This is a genomic window from Oceanobacillus luteolus, assembly GCF_023715655.1.
GTDB lineage: Bacteria > Bacillota > Bacilli > Bacillales > Amphibacillaceae > Oceanobacillus > Oceanobacillus luteolus.
Genome location: NZ_JAMBON010000010.1, coordinates 14908 through 32948, shown reverse-complemented (window position 1 = coordinate 32948; position 18041 = coordinate 14908). Strand labels below are relative to the sequence as shown.

The window sequence follows — 18041 nt, the reverse complement described above, 5'->3', positions numbered from 1 at the left end:
TCATGTTTCTTAAACAAGAATGACAGGAGAGTAAGTTGATGTTATTGGTTTTAGTTTTTAAAGGGGTTATGACTTTATTATCCATAGATGGAAACTTGAGAAAAGGATAAAAGCAGCGACAAGAAATGCTCGAGTTATTGAAGGAATTAAAAGAAAAGCGGTGATCTTTTTTAATGGAAGTGTGCAAAAGAAATTCCAAATAAAAAAACTCAACTTCTCTACAAAACAAAATAGAGAAAGTGAGCTTTTCAGTTACTTCATTATTTATATTTGAACTAATATAAAACTCCTAAGTTGATTTTAGCTATTTATTGAGTTCATTAACTGGAAGAAGTATTCAGGTTTATGAGTCTTATTTAGGTTATACCATGAATGTAATGTATCTGGTGCAAATACATCTAACTTTTTCAGTACTTCCATCGCGAATTCCAGAGGAGCTATTCCTGAGGCAGTAACTAAATTCGCATCCGATACAGCAGATCCCGCCTCATAGAGCTTTTCTCCTTTATAGTTAGGACATGCCATTTGAGTATATTCTAAATTATTAGTTGTATGCTTTATGGTATCCAAGTATCCCATATTCGCAAGGGCATCAGTTGCGCCACAAATTGCAGCAACAATAGTTCCAAGCTCTAAAGCTTGGCCAATTCTTTCCAAGATAGGTTGATGAATTTCTTCATTCCAAGTAGTCCCTCCTGGTAAAATTAAAAGATCTTTACTCTCAAGAATACATTCATCAAGGGAAATATCTGGTTTTATGCTCAGTCCTCCCATGGTAGTAATCATTTCTTTATTAACTCCTACAGTAATTACTTTTAAAGGTGCTAAACCTTGTTTGAAATATCTACCTGAGTTTAGTTCAGAAATTAAATACCCATATTCCCAATCCGACATGGTATCAAATACATAAAGAAAAGCTTTTTGTGTTTGCATCCAATAACACTCCAATCGCAATTAATTTAGCCAAATATAACATAACTTCCCTGACACCTAGCGTCAGGGAAGTTATCAAATTTGATGAAATTCTATTAATTCCGATAGAACTTCAATTATTCTTTTCTTAAGACGGATTGGCTCAATAACCTTAATAGATGTATTGTACGGTAAAAGTAAATAAGGTACATATGTATGTAGTATATCTTCTTCAAGAAGAAATACTGCTTGATTTGAAGTCCGCTCTTTTAAATAATGTCCTAAAAACCAATGTTGGCAAATATCATCCAATGCACTTGTATTTCCATTAATAACTAAAGAAGTAATCCCCTCTTTTTCTTCTATAGGTGGAAGGAGGTTTTTCATAAAAAAGTCACGCGCTGAAAAATTTTCTGGCTGGTTAAACTTATTTTCGGTTAGCACTAGACTCTCCATTCGATCTACTCTAAAACTACGGATATCATTCCTAAGATGACAAAATCCAATCATATACCACTTATTATTCCAATAAATAATCCTGTACGGATCGACCAATCTATCATTTAATTGCTTTTCACCACTTTTATGGTAAAGAGTTTTTACCGAGTACCCGTCAGCTACAGCCTGCTCCAACTCCTTCAAAAAAGGTTCCAAAGCTAGGGAGCTTAATCGACGTATCACTTCTAGACTAGTTAAATGTTGATTTATCTTTGTTTCCTGCTCTTGATTCGAATAGTTTCTTAGCTTTGAAATAGCCCTATTTAATGCTTCACCTCCATAATACCCGGCTTCTTCTGCAAAAACAGCAGCGTGAAATAGCGAGGTTTGCTCCTCAATATCAAAAAAAAGAGGGGCCTCAATAAAATTGTTTATTAAAGTGTATCCACCGTTATGTCCTGGTTCTGAAATTATAGGTACGCCACTCATTGAAAGTGTATCAATGTAACGATATACAGTTCTTATATTCATTTCTAGCTTTTCTGAAATTTGTTTTGCAGTAATTTTTTCATCTGAACGAAGCATCCATAGAATTGCTAGTACATTGTCAATTTTAGCCACAGAATCCACCTTTATTTAGAAATAAATTTATTTGAAAATACTAGTAAATAAAATACCTATTCATTGAATTGCTATTTAATTGTGTTGGGGCATTACGAAAGGACACCCGTTTGTTGAATAAAAATCATTCGACTTCTATAACAAAATTATAAAAAGCGTCACCATTGGATACGTTCTCTTCCTGTTCATCCATCCACCATACTCCATAAGAATAGTAATAAATCCCATTTTGTAAAGGAGCTGAGAAACTATTATCTTTAACACTCACTTCAGCTTCATCACTTTCACTGACCTGTAATACGTGGAACTCATTTGGCTTCGGTTCATAGTTCATCACAAAAGTTATTTTGTCTCCAGGCTTAACTTTAAACCCTTTAGTTAAAGACTTTATTCTGTTAGGTTAATTGATAAGTAATCTGTTGAACAAATCAAAACAACCTTTTTACCATTTTTCTCATACATTGTTGCAGAACCTTCACGCCATTCAACCTCCCAGCCTTCCTTTTTCAATTCTTTCTGGTATCTTTTAGGAATGCCTTGTTCTTCGGAAGCCTTCGACCAATTATACTCAAAAACATTTTCTTCTTCTTTAATGATTTCAGCATCTTTTGGAATAGGAAATCCACCATATCCTTGTATTTGAACAAACGAAATGTTAGCTATAACGAAATACCCAATTATAATAACTGTGATGATTCCAAGCAGTGCAATTAGTGGCTTTTTGACCATAGATACATTCTCCCATCCAACTTTAAATTCTTAAATTATCTAAAGTTTCTACACTCAAATAATTAAGTGTTTGAGTGCCTTTCTTTACTTTCCACATTTAAAATAATCCTCTCATTTAGTAAATTAGACAGAAGAGAATATTTATCCTTTTTTGAAAAAGGATTCGTCTTTTTCACTTCTGATAGTTCTACAATGAAATGGAAAAAGAAGGTAAAGTCAACCTCTATGTCGAATTTATTCTATTGGTGTATTTTCTATCTATATAAAGGAGGGCTTTTGTGGTTGGATGGTTTAATCTTGTTAGCCTTGTGTTGGGAGGGATGGCTTGGATCCTTCCGGTTATCAGTATGTTGAAGTATGAAGACCATTTTAAAAGATGGGCTGCTTTTTCAATGATTAGTCTCATGGCTTGTTCTGCGGCTCTGTTTTTCCAGATTTTCAGTTTATATGAAAGAGTGAAAGCGGAGGATTGGGCTGCCCTGTTAGATACTATGAGCTTTATCGTATCTGTATCAGTAATACTTCTTATCGGGACCATTTTATTGAATGTAATTACGATTAATATGTACCGGAAAAAGCAGTTTCTTCCTAGTTATAACTCTAAAAATGAAAGAGGATAGATAAAATGATAAAACGAAATATGTTGTATTCCACACTAATATTATTTTTATTGCTAGTTGGTTGTGCATCTGAAACGAGTGATGCAGATGGTCTAAATTCTGCTGTTGAAAATAATGAAACACGAGAAAGTAATTTAGAAGAAAAAGCAGATGAACCTAAATTCGAAACCAAGTCAGAACAACCGGTAGTTGATAAATCGACAGACGTTTCATCGGAAAATGAAGAAAATGAAGAGTCAAGTATAACGGAGGGAAAAGCATTATCTGCATACTCTTCTGCAGAAATTGAATATGCTCGTGTCTGGTTGGCACTCGGTCCAAATCAAGAAATTGACCAATTAAATGTTGTCCATATTCCTGCTGGTGAACCTATCAATCCCGATGATGAAACTAGTCTAAGTTATCCAGAAGATGTGATTCAGTTATCAGGTTCACGATTAGTCGATGGATCTATCGTATATAGCGGGAATGGAGATGGGACGGTAAACGTTTATCGTGTTCCGTTGCGCTGGGATGGTGAATACCCGGCAGGTGAGGAATTTTATCAAGAGATTATTGATACTACAGAGTTAGCATACATAGATCCAGGTAATGATGTAGAAATTCTCGAATTAATAGAACGGTTAAATATCCAATCTTAAAGCGAGGTGATTGGGATAACCAAGCTGGAAAAGGGATGATTGAATGTTTGTAACGGAGAGGTGTTATCTGAGGACCTTTAATCATGCGGATATAACCGATGTGAAAAATTTGTTTGTCAACCCGGACGTAAGAAAATACCTTGGTGGTATACGAGATGAAGCATCCATTGGCGAAGTAATGCAAAGTATGCTAGCTCCGTCTGATACTGATTTCTATTGGGCGGTTAGAGAGAGGCACACAGATAGTTTTATAGGGTTAATTTCTCTGAATCCTCACCATGATGGGCTTTTTCTTGAAGTTTCTTATCAATTACACCCTACTTGGTGGGGGAAATGTTATGGAACAGAGGTTGTTCAACCAATCATAGGTTACGCTTTTAATGAATTGAATCAAGAAAAGTTAATTGCTGAAACACAAACTGCCAATAAGGCTTCTCGTAGACTCCTGGAAAAGGTAGGGATGCAGTTGGAAAGCAAGGTTATCCGATTTGGTGCGGAACAAGCTATTTATTCTATGGAACGTTACTAGAATCTGGTATGGTGATTAAATTGGTGAGGAGTGACCTTAGATGCAAATACAGCCAAATGGTCAATTAAATACTAGAACGATAGAGGTTCGAGGTCTAACCAAGTCGCAGCTTATTGATATTATGCATCAACAATCTATAGCAATGAATGAGTATGCAAAGAAATTATTTTCTGATGATAGATTCATTACTTCTCACGCAAAATATAGACTAAAGATTTTTGACGTAACTGTTGAGGACCTTGGCTTTACTAATGGAGCAACTTTGCCGCAAATCTTCAAAAAGGCGATTAAACTTGGATTGGAATTGTGTCCACTAGAGCTGGGTCCTCATCTCAGGTTAGAGTATGTGGATCAGCCTGAAGGTTATTTAGGTACCCCCTCAAAAAATCAAGCTCCATCTGGCTCGATTACAATCGCCCCCGAAATTATAAGCGAAGACGATGATTTCCCGAAAGGCTTCTATCTAAGAAAAATTGAGGGCGTGTTATGGCTACGTGGGTACATCGCAGATCATTTGCATGTCTGGAATCCGGATGATCACTTTGTTTTTTGCCAAAGATTATAACTGAAAGAAAGGTGTACAAGAATCTAAGCTGAATAAACCAATTAGTGAAGGTAAATGGACCATTCGAGAAATTGTAGGACATTTATATTATTGGGATAAATATAATCTTGAGATAATGGTTCCCAAAATGGCTAACTGAGTAAACCTCCCGCCGTTTCCAGACCATGACCAACATAATAAGGAAGCTATATCATACTTGAGAGACAATACTGTAGAATCCATTATTGATGCATTCATAGAAACACGGAAGGAACTTATTAAGCGTATTTCAGAAATAGAAGAAGATGCTAGATTTACAATAGGAGAAGGAAAAAGGCAGTTCTCATGTGAAAGTTTTATAAATATATTTGTAAAACACGACATTCATCATTTGCAACGAATACATGCAAAATTAAATAATTAGATTACTATGTTTTAATAAATTCTTACAACAATAGGGCAATGTACGTATTAAAATATAGGGGAGGGAAGGTAAAGCATGAAATATATCATTCAATACTTATCAGCGCTGATCCTATTTATTTTTTCAACATTTGCTGCATGGTATGAGGGAAGCGCGATCAGAGAAAACCCATGGGAGTGGAAATACACCGCATTTTTCTCCAATATAAATAATGCATGGATTATAGATGGTTCAGATATATCCCAATTAGACCATTTCATATACGCTGTGTTTTGCAAAATATAAGTTAAGAGTATTGCAATGGCATACCTCGTTGCAACTTTACATGGAGAAGTGGGCATGATAGCCTTGTTAACTTAGCCAAGCCCTTATACGGCTGGCTTCTTGGCTAAATATTCATGCTCACAGAGGCTCCATGTCAAGTTGCAACATTCTAAACTGTTGCTTGCAAAGTTCTAAAGTTTTGCTTTGCAAAACACATACGCTGCTAAATTATATCCGGTCTACCCTATACTGATGGTACTAAGCCTTTCCTATCTAGTAATTTTAAGTGGATACCTACTATTAAAAAATGACACTAAAAAGCTTAACATTTTCTTGTTTTCTTTCGGCTTCATTCAGTTTCTACTCGGATTAATGGTTTCCGACTCGCCGACTGTAGGTGGAAAAACTTTTACGGTTACTTTACTAACGATCGGTATGATCAGTTCAGTTATACCGTTTTTAATAATGAAGAAGAGATATCGCAAAAAAAGAAATCTAAACCTGTTGCACTAAAGATGCTTTAACGCAAATATGGTCTGTTTTCTCTAACGAGAGATCTGAACAAGGAATATTTGACAGGAGAGTCAATCGGTAATATAATATTTAGAAAATTCTATATTAAAAGCAATGATGAGAAGAGTAATTAAGAAGTGTGTATTTACAGAGAGCTCCTACTTGGTGGAAGGGAGTAATACTTATCTTAATGAATAAAGTCTCGGAGCTGCGCACGGATCTAAGAATCTCTTAGTGATACTGCGACGGGATATCTCGTTATAGAGATAGGGTATGAATGTACCTGAAGAGGTTGATATGGTGACGTATCAACAAACTGAGGTGGTACCACGGAGTTACAACTCTCGTCCTTAAGAATTAGTTCTTGGGGGGTGAGAGTTATTTATTGCACTAATTTATATTATTCATATCAATTTCAAAGAAAGGAGTATTATTTAACCATGAATCCTTTATTGTTAGAAGTTCCTATGCAATTCGAAACAGAAAGACTCATCCTCCGAGCACCGTATAAAATCGGAGATGGAGAAATTGTTAATAAAGCTATTAAGGATTCTCTTTATGAGTTAAAGCCATGGTTGCTATTTGCTCAAGAGCTTCCTGCTGTTGAAGAAACAGAAATCAATTTAAGAGAAGCATATATTAACTTCTTAAAAAGAGAAAGTTTCCGTTTCCTTATTTTCCATAAAGATAGCAGTGATTTTATTGGGGTAACGAGCTTTGACAATATTGACTGGGACATTCCAAAATCTGAAATTGGATACTGGATTAATACAAGTTATAGCGGAAAAGGTTATATGACAGAAGCAGTAAAAGAGTTGGTTGATTTTGGATTAGATAGCCTAAACTTTAGAAGAATTGAAATACGATGCGAATCGACAAACTATAAAAGTCGTGCCATCCCAGAAAGGCTAGGGTTTGTATTAGAAGGTACATTAAGAAATGAGGATTTATCCGTAGATCGCAGAGAGCTGACGGATACTTGTATTTATTCTATAGTAAGTTGACATTGTGTACAGATATATGGAAAAATTTCTTATAGGAATGGAATAGATCTAATCCACCCTTGGAAGTTTAATCTGGATGTAGTTAAATAAATAATCTCTACAATAAAAGTTTCCTATCAATTTATTGCCTTGGAAATAATTTCACCAAATTGAACCATTGGTAAAATGTAGTGATATGAGGAAACAGAACTTGGAAGGCGATGCTGCTACTCTTATATGTACTGATCAATCGCAAGCGAGTATTATAACGTAGGCTATGAGTGAGATGCAGTTAAGTATAATAGTTTTTATTATCATAGAGAAATGGAGGATAAAAGTGTACCAACAGACCTTGTGCTTTATTCGCAGAATCGATGAACTTCTTATGTTAAATAGAGAATATAAGCCTACATTAGGATTGTGGAATGGTGTCGGCGGTAAGATTGAAGGTAATGAATCACCATTAGAGTGTGTCATTCGAGAAGTAAAAGAAGAGACTGATATTGACATTACTAGGTATCCAATCACAGATAAAGGAGTTGTTACGTGGAAAGTGGATGACTCCACTACTGGTGGGATGTACGTTTATTTAGTGAACGTTGATGAAGATTTTGACTATAAAACTCCAAGAAAAGTTGATGAAGGAATCCTTGATTGGAAGAAGATTTCTTGGTTGCTTGAAGATAATAACTTTGGTGTCGGAGAAATGATACCCCATTACTTGCCAAACATTTTAAACGGTGAAGGTAGATATAATCACATTTGTGTAATTAAGGATGCGAAATTAACTAACTATAAATTTAAAGAACTGCTAAACTAAGTGAAAGAAGAAGGGAATAAAAATACAGTTCTTTGAGTTGAGCTGTAACATATCTCCCCTAATAACCTGTTGATTATAAATAAGAGAATCTCTGAGTTGCATAAGTTGAAGAGCTGCCAAGGCAGCTCATAATGTAGTGCATATATTTACTGATATTTTTTAGCAACTAAAAATTCAACCAGCGGTAATATAATCATGCCCAAACCTAACGCAGCTAACAAAAATATGTTGTTCGTTTCGTTTACTATTTGATCAGCATCTACTGCAATCAATAAAACAACTAATAAAATATAGTAACTAATCTTTGAGCTTTTCTCCGTAATTTTTTGCCCAAGTTCATCTCCGACAAATACTCCGTCGTTCTCTTCTTTATCTCCCCAGGTAATTGCAGAAAAAAACATTGCTAATAAGATTGAGATTGTTGTAATTTCATTAAAACCGAAATCTCCGCCATTAATAATCTTTACAATAGAATAACCTATAACAATTAGAGCTGCAGTGGCGATTATAATTCCACCTATTTTCCGGGAACTCATGAGTTTTCCTCCTCCTCATCCAAAAATAAATTATCAACTTTAGTACCCAAAGTCATAGCAAGGTCAAAGGCTAATTGTAAACTTGGATCATATTTGTTATTCTCAATCGCATTTATTGTTTGCCTACTAACATTACATAACTTAGCTAACTCTCCTTGGGAAATACCTTTGTTTTCTCGGTATTCTTTTATTTTATTTCGCATAAAAACAGCACCTTCAAATTCAAATTAGTGTAAAACTTATTTTACACCTAGATTGCAATATAATTGGATTGGGTTGTCAAATATGTTTTACAGATTGCTGTCAGGTAAAGTTCCACACCATTATCCGAGTTCCACAAAACATTCACTACTCTAACGAGGCATTAGCTCAAGAAGGTTTTTCAAAATTTTTGACGAATATATTTAGGTGTGAGGTAGAATTTGGAATTATCGTTAAGGCCTTAAAATGGTCGTGCAGCATTCAATAAATTATTAAAAGTAATTAAAAAAAATCTTCCATAAAAAAATCTACCATAGGAGGCTACTATGAAAAGCAATCCCATATCTGAGAAGTTCATTAACTTTGCAATTACGGAATGCAAAGGATCCAGTCATTTATATGAATATCTTTCATTGAAAATTGCTCAAGATGAAGAGATCCTCGAATTAGCATCACACGCTAGGAAAGGGCAGCCCGTACCGAATTTATTATTTGGTGCAGTGCATTACTTATTATTGAAAGGAAAGAATCATAACCTTAAAGATTTTTTTCCGAGTATCGTGGATATGCCCAGAGAGGATAAAGAGGAGTCATTTACTTACTTCAAAGATTTTTGTGAACGGAACAAGGATGAAATAATTCCTATTTTAAAAAGTAAGTTAGTACAGACAAATGAGGTAAGACGCTGTGCTTATCTTTTTCCGATCTTTCAATATATATTCGATATCGTAAAAAAGCCATTGGCCCTGATAGAAATAGGAACAAGTGCTGGAATGCAACTTCTATGGGATAAATATAGTTATTCATATGGTAAAAATGAAATATATGGAGACAAGGATTCAAAGGTCCATATATCCTCCAAGATTAAAAGTGATAAATCTCCTTCTTTACAAGGAAGCAATCCACCAGTAGCTTCAAGAATTGGAATAGATCTAAATACGATTGATTTATCCAACGATGAAGAATATCTTTGGTTGAATGCATTGATCTGGCCTGAACATAACGAAAGAAGAGAGCTATTTGAAAAGGCAGCAGAATACGTAAAGGTAAATCCTTTAATTCTTATTGAAGGAGATGGGATTGAGTTACTTCCAGGATTATCGAAGGGGATCCCAAAAGAATACTGTGTATGCGTCTTCCACACACACGTAGCTAATCAGATGTCTAAGGAAGTGAGAAACAGCTTACTTGAGCAAGTAAAATGGATAGGCAGAGATCGAGAAATCTTCCATGTTTACAATAACATTCAAGATAGATACTTACATCTAGATTACTACATTGACGGAAAAGAATTCGTCAATACAGTTGGAGAGACGGATGGACATGGAAGATGGTTTACTTGGAATTTATGAAGGAGATTGACGTGAAGAATTATGAAAAAAGATTAGTGGATATAGTTAGTCAGGATACTTACATCATGTCTATTCTAAATGCGGTTGAAAAACTATCCTTAAATGATGCTTGGGTATGTGCGGGACTCATTCGAAACAAAATTTGGGACCACTTACATAACATCACAACACCTATTAACGATATTGATGTTATCTATTTTGATACTTCAGATACTACATTGGAATTGGAGAAACAATTAGAAAACGAACTAAGATTTTTGTTACCTAACCAACCTTGGTCGGTAAAAAACCAAGCTCGCATGCATATGAAAAGTGATTTTAATCCTTTTTCTTCATCACTTGATGGCGTTGCACATTTTCCTGAAACCCCAACCGCAATCGCAGTAAGACTCTATAATAAAGAACTTGAAGTTATGGCCCCCTATGGATTACAGGACTTGTTTGAAATGAAGGTGAAACCCACACCATTTTATCAAATGAATAGTAGATATTATCCTATATACATTGAGCGAATGATGAAGAAAAAATGGGACCTAATATGGGAAAAGTTATCTATAGAAATCTAATTTGTATACTCTTTTTAATTACAGAAAATGTAATATGAATTATCCTACTCTTTTGATATAATTATAGATAAGCATTAACATATCTAAATTATAAGGAGGTGAGCAACTTGTTTCTAGAACTGCTGAATAATGCCGTGATCGATTCTTCTTTATTTTATTTCTATTTCGGTATCCTTTTGGTCTCCTTTGGGTTTATGTATCTCATTAACCATCATAATGTTGATTCTTTCGTGAGTGGTTACTTTTGGGAAAATAAACACCAAAATATCAAGGTCAATCTTAGCCAGCTGAAAAAGCCATTCATCATTAATGAACCTTTTATAGTTTGGCTTATCATCACATTTAAAAGAATCGATGAAAAAGATGATAAAGAAGAAAATATTGCCTCTTATTTTAACAATGAGTTTAAAATAAGAGGAGGACAAATATGGAAAGAAACATCTTGCTCACGTCCATTCATAAATATCGTCTAGTAATTTTAGTCTTATTATCTTTGCTCGTACTTGGTGGGTGTGGAAATAATTTCACGCCTATTGATAGCTCAACGGTAGGCTTCTTTGATCATTACTTCGTTTATCCTTTCTCTCTTTTGATTAAAAAAGTCGCTTTTTGGCTTGAGGGTAACTACGGGGTAGCGATCATTCTTATTACGATAGGTATTCGTTTTCTGCTCATGCCTTTTTTTATTCGTCAGTCAAAGAATAGTAAGGTTTCACAAGAAAAAATGGCAATGATAAAGCCGGAGATGGAAAGAATCCAAAAGAAATATAAAGCGAAGAAAAGTACAGAAGATCAGTTGAGTATGCAAAGGGAATTGGGTGAGCTTTATAGAAAACACGATTTCAATCCTGTTGCAATGGCCACAGGATGCTTGCCAATGATTATCCAAATGCCGATTCTCATAGGGTTTTATTACGCGATTATGCGAACGCCGGAAATAGCCCAACATTCATTCCTATGGTTTAACTTAGGGGAAACAGATATCTTATTTGTTATCCTGGCTGTCATGGTTTACTACATCCAATCAAGAGTAACTCTTATGGGATTGGAAGAGACACAACGTAAACAAATGGCTATCATGAGCTGGATTTCTCCGATAATGATCGGAATCATCTCTCTGAACGTACCAGCAGTATTGCCTTTGTATTGGGTTATCGGTGGAATCTTTATGATTGCACAGACACTAATTATAAAAAATTACGTGTTGAAAGAAAGTTACTAAATCCAAGAAGACGTGGAAAAACCCCCAATCATATATAGAAATATGATTGGGGGTTCTTATTTGATGAACTTATGGTATTATTTGTAAAAAAAGGTGTGTTTCAGATGATCAAGGAAGTACATAAATGAATAGGGGAAGAGATTCCAAGCGAGAAATAGAACTGGTTAAAGCACGAACAAAATTTGGTTGCCTAATTTGGTCCATAATTTTAGTGATCTTACCAATTATACTTTTCATTGGTGTGTTTTCCTACGAGATGTATTTCAAAGAAAAAACACTTCTTGTCAGTCATTCTCCAAACGAAATCCATACGATTAAGATTGTTGAGAAAGGAGAACCCGCTTTTTTCGGTCCTTCCACCGTGAGAATTAAATACGGTAGACAATATATGGAACGAAGCGTGGCTAATGATGGGAAAATGCTTCAAGATACCAATTTTGTAATTCACTGGGAGAATGAAAATGAAGCAACAATCACCATAGATGGGGAAGAACAACCAACAGAAATGATTCAATTCCATGCTGAAGATCCTAAACCCTTTAAAGAAAATGTAGAAATTAATTTAGGCTCTTTTACGTTCAAGACAAGTGAATCACCAAATCTTAAAAATATCATTGAACTCAGAGAGGTAAGTAAAACTAAAGGCAAATCTCAATACTCCACAGTTCAAATATTTTATGGAGAACAGGGGAGTGTTTTAGAAAGATATAAAGAATATGTACCAAGCGATATGTATACGCCAGACAATTTTAAAATTCATTGGCAAAACGACGAACAAGTAAAAATAGAGGTAGTCCGAGAAAATGATGAGGGAGAAACCTATATAGAAGATGTCATAGATATTGATTTATCAAGGTGAAACAATAGGGCAGCAGAGAAATATTGACGTTAAAATGGGGGATTTCGTGATTATAATATTGGGGTTTTTACTATCTATTATCACCGTGATATTATTTTTGGTTTTATGTGCAAGAATCATCGTTTCTTTTATTAAAAAGAAACCTTTTCCCAAGAGGCTACTGATTGTAACGTTGTTTGGGATGGTTCTGATTTCATCTCTTTACATATATGAAACTTACTTTTTTACATTCAATGATATTGATCGAGATTCTATTCAAATGGGACCTGGACCTATAACATCACCTAATGGAACATATACAGCTCATGCTTATTATGAACTGTATGGAGGAGCGGCAGGCGGTGTTAATATGTGGGTTGAAATTACAAACAACAAAGAGAAGGATAAAACGCAAACGGTTTATTATAGTAGTGCAATGAATAATACTTCTTTGCATTGGCTGAGCGAGGATAAACTTTTCATTCAAAATAAGAGTCCGCAATATCCTAATTCAAATAGAAGCATCCAATTGGAAATCGGGAAAGAAATTTATCATGAAAATGGTTTAGCTTGTAAAAGTCTGTTAATGAAAGATGAATATGAGACATGTTATCAAAACTAATCTTGGATTGAGAATTAATTAAGGAATCGCTATGTTAGGGGGAGATACATCAAATGACGAAGAATAAAATAAAGTATTTTGTAATCGAGTTTATCATTCTCTTTGTTTTTTTAATGATATTTTACTGGATATTTCATGAAGAAATGAACTGGCTGCTTATTATCATTATACCTATTGTTTTCCCTTTATCTAAAATCTTTTTGGGATGGGTAACTGCTCCTATTAAGAAAGAAAAACAAAGATAGAAGTCTGAGAAAGAAATTACTATTATAAGCGGATGGTTTATTACAGAGTAAAAAAGTCGAATCCAAAACATAAGGAATTCGACTTTTTTAGGTTAATATATCACTCTCTCTTTGGTTATTCCTATTATTTTTCTATCACAATTTTATAGATCAAAAATAATACCCATAAGAGAATATATAATTACAGTTGAGAAAAGAGTTGTCATATGGATCAAGGAATAAATAAACATTGATTTTGCCCACCTCTCCGAATCCATCCTCCTGTAACCGAAAATACTTAAACCTAGCCATATAACGCTTAAAAGAAGTGATACTAACATAAGCCCAATGCTTAAGGAACTAAAAAGAAAACTTGTTGCAATTAATAAAATTAAATAAAAGTTAGTTTGTAAGTAGGTTCTCCTAATTCCTTTTACAACTGGCAACATAGGCACCTTCGCAGCCCTATATTCCTTGTGTTTTCTGATAGCTATGGAATAGAAATGTGGCATTTGCCAAATAACTGTGATGACAAACAACCCCAAAATAGCAGGATGTGTGATGTCTGGATAAATAGATGACCAACCGATCAAGGGCGGCATTGCCCCCGATACGCTACCAATCTCTGTATTATAGATTGTTCTTCTTTTACTCCACATGGTATATGGAACGATATAGAAGAACAATCCAAGAAATCCTAATAAACCAGCTAATAGAGTGGTTAGTGAAAGAGCTAAAACGCCAAGAACCGCCATGGATACAGCAATTACTAGAACCTTACCTGTTTTTATTTCTCCTGTAACTGTGGGTCTATTTTTTGTTCTTTCCATTAATGAATCAATATCACGATCGTATAAGTTGTTAAATGCTCCAGCAGCACCAATTACTAAAAAGGTACCTATCAATGCTAAAACAATATTATCTAATCTATCAAGTGGATTTATCTCATAGGTATAGAGTGATAATGTTAATCCGGCAAGCATGGGAATCAGATTTGATTTGATAATGCCGGTTTTGATTGTTTTACTTAAAATCGATGAATGTTTAGCTATGTATTCATTAATATGCATTTTTTCACACCTTAGCTATTGTCATTTATATACCTAGTGCTATATAAATACTATATAGTATATTTGTGGAGAAAGGAAACACGCAACTTATTAATAGAGTCGGCGATAGATGCTTTTTCGATATTTGGATACCAAGGGACTTCGATTGATAAAATAGCTGAACAGGCGGGATTCAGTAAAGGTGCATTTTACGCTCACTTCACTTCTAAAGAAGAGATATTTTTGACGATATTAGAAGAACAGATGAGAATACACGCTTCCGTCATCCAAGGGAAAATTACACAACAAAAAAGTCTTGCTGAACTTATTGAACAAATGGAGAAGTATTTCTTAACTGTTAGAAATGAGAGTAAAACAGTAAGTATGCTAAACTTAGAATTCTTGCTTTATTCCATGAGAGACGAATCTGTACGACTCAAGTGGAGAAATCTAATAAACAACACAGTTAAGGAGATCTCAACCACAATTGACCAAATGCTAATAAGAGAAAATATAGACTCACTTCTGAGTGCAGAAGAAATAACATGGACAATCCTCTCATTAGAAAATGGACTAATGATCTTTTCACATTTGGGCGAAGATTTTCCAAATAAATTATATGGCAAAGCTGTAAGGCAATTGTTTTATAACTAATGTAAATTTAATTTACTCAGTAACAAGGTAATAGAAGCTTGATTCTTATTAGCGGGGGTGTTGGTCCAGATAGGGATTAACGCCTTTTTTGTTGAGGAAATTGTACCAAGATAGAATAAAAAGTTATGCCTGCTTATTCGGTGTAGCGCTTTATTATTGTTGAAAAACTTCTTATAAAACTCTTGCTGAAGAAAATTATTACTTAAAGTATTTACAGATATTTAATTAATATAATTTTTTTAATAATTAGGATGAATGGAATGGTAATTATTGTTAAAATTAATCTAAGCTATTGTGTTTAAGGTGAAATATCGAGTATGAAAATCCAATCATTCATGGAAAGATAAAAATTAGAAAGAGGTTAAAACCTTGAGAAAAACATATAAACATAGATTCCGGACGCACCTTTTTAGACTACTGTTACTGTTATTCATAGGGGTAGCACTCACTGCTTGTGGGAATAAAGAAACATCAACGAATTCTCCATCCAAAGAAGAAATTGAAACGAAACCAAAAGTAAATACAGATGAAGATTTTGCTCAACTTGAGGAGGAATTTGATGCTCTGGTCGGTGTATATGCGATTGATACAGGAACAAATGAGACGATTGAATATCGATCAGATGAGAGATTTGCTTTTGCCTCAACTTATAAAGCTTTAGCGGCAGCTATCTTGTTACAACAGAACTCACCGGAAGACCTTGAGGAAGTTATCACTTATACAGAAGATGACTTGGTTCCTTACTCTCCGGTTACAGAAAACTACATAGATAGTGGGATGACTCTTTTAGAAATTGGTGAAGCGGCAGTTCGACAGAGTGACAATACCGCTGGGAATCTTTTATTTGAGGCAATAGGTGGTCCTAACGGTTTTGAACAGGCCTTACGTCATATTGGTGATAATGTTACGCAAGCGGAACGATTAGAACCTGATTTAAATGTATTCACTCCAGGTGATACGCAAGACACCAGCACACCGAAAGCCCTTGCGACTAGTCTTCAGGCTTTTGCATTAAGTGACATACTTTCCGAAGATAAAAAAGAATTGTTCAATGATTGGCTAAAAGGAAATGCTACAGGAGATCCACTGATTCGTGCGGGTGTACCTGAAGATTGGATAGTTGGTGACAAGAGCGGAGCTGCAAGTTACGGAACAAGAAATGATATCGCAGTCGTTTGGCCACCAAACAGAGAGCCAATTGTTGTTGCGATTATGTCCCGCCATCAGAATGAAGATGCCAAATATGATGATGTGCTAATTGCTGAAGCTGCGAAGATTACAATAAACGCTCTTAAGTAAATGCTAGAGGGGGATAATTTAGATAATTTAAAAGGGCCATTTCCTAGAAGAGTGGATGGAAGAACTATTGCTTGTCGAAAGCGAATTATGCCCAGCTAATTAAAAAATTCTAATTATATGATTGCTTTGTATCAATAAAAGAAAAACGACAGTCTAACGTTTTAATCGCGTTAGACTGTTTTTTAATAGTTCGTCTGGGGTAAGGATTAGGGAAAGATATCAACGAAAGGAAGAATAAGATAGTCGAGAAATGAGGATTGTTTAATTCTCGATGTATAAAAGGAGTGAGGACGTGACAGCACACAGAAAATGGGTCATTGGATATTTTTTAGCTTTTATTGTCATGATAACGATGAATTATACAGTAGGGATGAGCGGAACAGATGTAAGTGATGCAGCGAATAACAACGAGGCCATCATCCAGCCTGCTGGATTTTCGTTTTCCATATGGGGATTGATTTATATACTATTGTTCATCTGGATGATATATCTCTTCTTTTCAAAAAAAGATAAAAGCTATATTACAGCACGCTTGAAGTTCTGGCCGATTCTTAACTTTTTATTAAATGGCGTATGGATTATCGTTTTCACTCAAGAGTGGGTGCTTGCTTCTGTCATTATAATCGCAGCACTGCTTTATACACTCGCTATGATATTTACCTCAATTAGTGAAACGAATTATCATTGGTTTGACAGACTTCCATTTTCCATATACTTTGCTTGGGTAACCGTAGCAACTATCGTAAATATATTTACACTGACAACAGCAAACAATGTGGATACGATATTAGGCATGGGTGAACTGACATGGACAATTATCGTTTTAATTGTTGCCGCATTGATTGGCTTGGCAATCGGTTTAATTTTCAAAGACTGGCTGTACCCTCTCGTGTTAATTTGGCCGTTTATAGGAATTTATGTGAATAGTGGAGGTGTTTCCACTGGTCTTGATGTTACACTGGCGGTAATCAGTATAGCCCTTGTCGTTGTTGCCGCTGTCGTTATCGTCAATAAAGTGCAGTCCCTTCAGACGAGGACACAGTAAAATCAAAAATTATTCTCGCCATCCTAATTTGGATAGCCTTTAAGGTAAAAACTAACACAAAAATAGTTCCCAGCATTAATAATTGTTTGGGTCTATTTTTGTGTCATTTGATCTTATCGTTTACTAACAAAGGATAATTGTTCTTAGGGACGGTATACTTATTGAAAGTGATATGGGGTTTTAGGGAGTAATTATTCCGATATTATCTCTATTATTCACCATTTCTTTAATTGCGGTGATTACCTTGTCGAAGCCACTTAACCCATCCTCAATCTACACTCCAATATTTGTAATGATTAAATCAAAAAGTGATGAAATATATTTAAGTTAAGGCTTCCCTTCTTTCAGAAGGAGTTTGCACATTTGTTGTAGAAGTATAGTTAAATGAGCGGCAC

At 34.9% G+C, this 18041-nt stretch carries 24 protein-coding genes, 2 pseudogenes and 1 other annotated feature; of the genes and pseudogenes, 19 read left to right on the top strand and 7 right to left on the bottom strand.

Annotation, left to right across the window (positions count from 1 at the left end; translation table 11 throughout):
• Window positions 1-300: 300 nt before the first annotated feature.
• The 4 genes from M3210_RS08515 to M3210_RS08500 form a co-directional block, all read right to left on the bottom strand.
• Window positions 301-933, bottom strand: a complete 633-nt coding sequence (locus tag M3210_RS08515) for a type 1 glutamine amidotransferase family protein (protein ID WP_251513249.1) — start codon at window positions 931-933, stop codon at window positions 301-303.
• Between the two features lie 75 nt (window positions 934-1008).
• Window positions 1009-1971 (bottom strand): helix-turn-helix transcriptional regulator, encoded by a 963-nt coding sequence (locus M3210_RS08510; RefSeq protein WP_251513246.1) that lies wholly within the window; start codon window positions 1969-1971, stop codon window positions 1009-1011.
• A gap of 124 nt (window positions 1972-2095) precedes the next feature.
• Window positions 2096-2308 (bottom strand): hypothetical protein, encoded by a 213-nt coding sequence (locus M3210_RS08505; protein ID WP_251513244.1) that lies wholly within the window; start codon window positions 2306-2308, stop codon window positions 2096-2098.
• 50 nt (window positions 2309-2358) lie between these two features.
• The gene (locus M3210_RS08500; RefSeq protein WP_251513241.1) at window positions 2359-2700 is read right to left on the bottom strand and encodes a hypothetical protein; all 342 of its coding nucleotides are present in this window, start codon (window positions 2698-2700) and stop codon (window positions 2359-2361) included.
• A 278-nt stretch (window positions 2701-2978) separates the two neighbouring features.
• Between M3210_RS08500 and M3210_RS08495 the strand changes: the two genes are divergently transcribed.
• The 8 genes and pseudogenes from M3210_RS08495 (at window position 2979) to M3210_RS08470 (ending at window position 8038) form a co-directional block, all read left to right on the top strand.
• On the top strand, window positions 2979-3320 hold the full coding sequence (locus M3210_RS08495; RefSeq protein ID WP_251513239.1) for a hypothetical protein: 342 nt from the start codon (window positions 2979-2981) through the stop codon (window positions 3318-3320).
• Between the two features lie 5 nt (window positions 3321-3325).
• The gene (locus tag M3210_RS08490; protein ID WP_251513238.1) at window positions 3326-3961 is read left to right on the top strand and encodes a YdeJ family lipoprotein; all 636 of its coding nucleotides are present in this window, start codon (window positions 3326-3328) and stop codon (window positions 3959-3961) included.
• A 43-nt stretch (window positions 3962-4004) separates the two neighbouring features.
• Window positions 4005-4490: a GNAT family N-acetyltransferase gene (locus tag M3210_RS08485; RefSeq protein WP_285853671.1), complete on the top strand. Its 486-nt coding sequence runs from the start codon at window positions 4005-4007 to the stop codon at window positions 4488-4490.
• Window positions 4491-4530: 40 nt separating this feature from the next.
• On the top strand, window positions 4531-5055 hold the full coding sequence (locus tag M3210_RS08480; RefSeq protein WP_251513236.1) for a helicase: 525 nt from the start codon (window positions 4531-4533) through the stop codon (window positions 5053-5055).
• A gap of 22 nt (window positions 5056-5077) precedes the next feature.
• Window positions 5078-5458: pseudogene (locus M3210_RS20820) on the top strand (DinB family protein); the annotation flags it as partial.
• A 75-nt stretch (window positions 5459-5533) separates the two neighbouring features.
• The gene (locus tag M3210_RS20700) at window positions 5534-5743 is read left to right on the top strand and encodes a DUF4306 domain-containing protein (RefSeq protein ID WP_432806981.1); all 210 of its coding nucleotides are present in this window, start codon (window positions 5534-5536) and stop codon (window positions 5741-5743) included.
• 597 nt (window positions 5744-6340) lie between these two features.
• Window positions 6341-6590: a binding site (T-box leader), on the top strand.
• A gap of 85 nt (window positions 6591-6675) precedes the next feature.
• Window positions 6676-7239, top strand: a complete 564-nt coding sequence (locus tag M3210_RS08475; RefSeq protein ID WP_251513235.1) for a GNAT family N-acetyltransferase — start codon at window positions 6676-6678, stop codon at window positions 7237-7239.
• A 316-nt stretch (window positions 7240-7555) separates the two neighbouring features.
• The gene (locus M3210_RS08470; protein WP_251513234.1) at window positions 7556-8038 is read left to right on the top strand and encodes an NUDIX hydrolase; all 483 of its coding nucleotides are present in this window, start codon (window positions 7556-7558) and stop codon (window positions 8036-8038) included.
• A 146-nt stretch (window positions 8039-8184) separates the two neighbouring features.
• Here the strand turns inward: M3210_RS08470 and M3210_RS08465 are convergent, their stop codons facing one another.
• Together M3210_RS08465 and M3210_RS08460 are read right to left on the bottom strand one after the other, a co-directional pair.
• Complete coding sequence (locus tag M3210_RS08465) at window positions 8185-8574, bottom strand: DUF2178 domain-containing protein (protein ID WP_251513233.1); 390 nt, start codon at window positions 8572-8574, stop codon at window positions 8185-8187.
• Window positions 8571-8777, bottom strand: coding sequence for a helix-turn-helix transcriptional regulator (locus M3210_RS08460; RefSeq protein ID WP_251513232.1), 207 nt, complete (start codon window positions 8775-8777; stop codon window positions 8571-8573). Before M3210_RS08460 ends, M3210_RS08465 begins: the two co-directional genes overlap by 4 nt.
• Window positions 8778-9101: 324 nt before the next feature.
• Between M3210_RS08460 and M3210_RS08455 the strand changes: the two genes are divergently transcribed.
• The 7 genes from M3210_RS08455 to M3210_RS08425 all read left to right on the top strand — a co-directional run bounded on the left by M3210_RS08455 (window position 9102) and on the right by M3210_RS08425 (window position 13620).
• A complete protein-coding gene (locus tag M3210_RS08455; protein ID WP_251513231.1) occupies window positions 9102-10127 on the top strand; it encodes a DUF2332 domain-containing protein in 1026 nt (341 codons plus the stop codon).
• An 11-nt stretch (window positions 10128-10138) separates the two neighbouring features.
• Window positions 10139-10693, top strand: a complete 555-nt coding sequence (locus M3210_RS08450; RefSeq protein ID WP_251513230.1) for a nucleotidyltransferase family protein — start codon at window positions 10139-10141, stop codon at window positions 10691-10693.
• Window positions 10694-10800: 107 nt separating this feature from the next.
• Complete coding sequence (locus M3210_RS08445; protein WP_251513229.1) at window positions 10801-11166, top strand: hypothetical protein; 366 nt, start codon at window positions 10801-10803, stop codon at window positions 11164-11166.
• Entirely contained in the window at window positions 11121-11915 is a 795-nt protein-coding gene (gene yidC / locus M3210_RS08440; protein ID WP_251513227.1) for a membrane protein insertase YidC, read from the top strand. Before M3210_RS08445 ends, yidC begins: the two co-directional genes overlap by 46 nt.
• 124 nt (window positions 11916-12039) lie before the next feature.
• On the top strand, window positions 12040-12774 hold the full coding sequence (locus M3210_RS08435) for a hypothetical protein (protein WP_251513226.1): 735 nt from the start codon (window positions 12040-12042) through the stop codon (window positions 12772-12774).
• Window positions 12758-13375 (top strand): DUF5412 family protein, encoded by a 618-nt coding sequence (locus M3210_RS08430; RefSeq protein ID WP_251513225.1) that lies wholly within the window; start codon window positions 12758-12760, stop codon window positions 13373-13375. The genes M3210_RS08435 and M3210_RS08430 overlap by 17 nt, the downstream gene beginning before the upstream one ends.
• A gap of 53 nt (window positions 13376-13428) precedes the next feature.
• Complete coding sequence (locus M3210_RS08425) at window positions 13429-13620, top strand: hypothetical protein (protein ID WP_251513224.1); 192 nt, start codon at window positions 13429-13431, stop codon at window positions 13618-13620.
• Window positions 13621-13763: 143 nt separating this feature from the next.
• On the opposite strand, the gene cyoE is transcribed toward M3210_RS08425, so the two are convergent.
• Window positions 13764-14669 (bottom strand): heme o synthase, encoded by a 906-nt coding sequence (gene cyoE / locus M3210_RS08420; RefSeq protein WP_251513223.1) that lies wholly within the window; start codon window positions 14667-14669, stop codon window positions 13764-13766.
• Between the two features lie 36 nt (window positions 14670-14705).
• Here cyoE and M3210_RS20580 point away from each other — a divergent pair.
• From M3210_RS20580 to M3210_RS08405, 4 genes and pseudogenes are all read left to right on the top strand, one after another.
• Window positions 14706-14882 (top strand): annotated as a pseudogene (locus M3210_RS20580) (TetR family transcriptional regulator); the annotation flags it as partial.
• 9 nt (window positions 14883-14891) lie between these two features.
• Window positions 14892-15302, top strand: coding sequence for a hypothetical protein (locus tag M3210_RS08415; RefSeq protein WP_349774332.1), 411 nt, complete (start codon window positions 14892-14894; stop codon window positions 15300-15302).
• A 369-nt stretch (window positions 15303-15671) separates the two neighbouring features.
• Window positions 15672-16601 (top strand): class A beta-lactamase, encoded by a 930-nt coding sequence (gene bla, locus M3210_RS08410; protein ID WP_251513222.1) that lies wholly within the window; start codon window positions 15672-15674, stop codon window positions 16599-16601.
• Window positions 16602-16893: 292 nt separating this feature from the next.
• Window positions 16894-17646: a tryptophan-rich sensory protein gene (locus M3210_RS08405; RefSeq protein ID WP_251513221.1), complete on the top strand. Its 753-nt coding sequence runs from the start codon at window positions 16894-16896 to the stop codon at window positions 17644-17646.
• Window positions 17647-18041 lie beyond the last annotated feature (395 nt).

Excerpts from the sequence above, each read along its gene's own strand:
- M3210_RS08515 (WP_251513249.1), bottom strand. The coding sequence starts at position 933 with ATGCAAACACAAAAAGCTTTTCTTTATGTATTTGATACCATGTCGGAT.
- M3210_RS08500 (WP_251513241.1), bottom strand. The coding sequence starts at position 2,700 with ATGGTCAAAAAGCCACTAATTGCACTGCTTGGAATCATCACAGTTATT.
- M3210_RS08490 (WP_251513238.1), top strand. The coding sequence starts at position 3,326 with ATGATAAAACGAAATATGTTGTATTCCACACTAATATTATTTTTATTG.
- M3210_RS08485 (WP_285853671.1), top strand. The coding sequence starts at position 4,005 with ATGTTTGTAACGGAGAGGTGTTATCTGAGGACCTTTAATCATGCGGAT.
- M3210_RS08480 (WP_251513236.1), top strand. The coding sequence starts at position 4,531 with ATGCAAATACAGCCAAATGGTCAATTAAATACTAGAACGATAGAGGTT.
- M3210_RS20700 (WP_432806981.1), top strand. The coding sequence starts at position 5,534 with ATGAAATATATCATTCAATACTTATCAGCGCTGATCCTATTTATTTTT.
- M3210_RS08475 (WP_251513235.1), top strand. The coding sequence starts at position 6,676 with ATGAATCCTTTATTGTTAGAAGTTCCTATGCAATTCGAAACAGAAAGA.
- M3210_RS08465 (WP_251513233.1), bottom strand. The coding sequence starts at position 8,574 with ATGAGTTCCCGGAAAATAGGTGGAATTATAATCGCCACTGCAGCTCTA.
- M3210_RS08460 (WP_251513232.1), bottom strand. The coding sequence starts at position 8,777 with ATGCGAAATAAAATAAAAGAATACCGAGAAAACAAAGGTATTTCCCAA.
- M3210_RS08455 (WP_251513231.1), top strand. The coding sequence starts at position 9,102 with ATGAAAAGCAATCCCATATCTGAGAAGTTCATTAACTTTGCAATTACG.
- yidC (WP_251513227.1), top strand. The coding sequence starts at position 11,121 with ATGGAAAGAAACATCTTGCTCACGTCCATTCATAAATATCGTCTAGTA.
- M3210_RS08435 (WP_251513226.1), top strand. The coding sequence starts at position 12,040 with ATGAATAGGGGAAGAGATTCCAAGCGAGAAATAGAACTGGTTAAAGCA.
- M3210_RS08425 (WP_251513224.1), top strand. The coding sequence starts at position 13,429 with ATGACGAAGAATAAAATAAAGTATTTTGTAATCGAGTTTATCATTCTC.
- cyoE (WP_251513223.1), bottom strand. The coding sequence starts at position 14,669 with ATGCATATTAATGAATACATAGCTAAACATTCATCGATTTTAAGTAAA.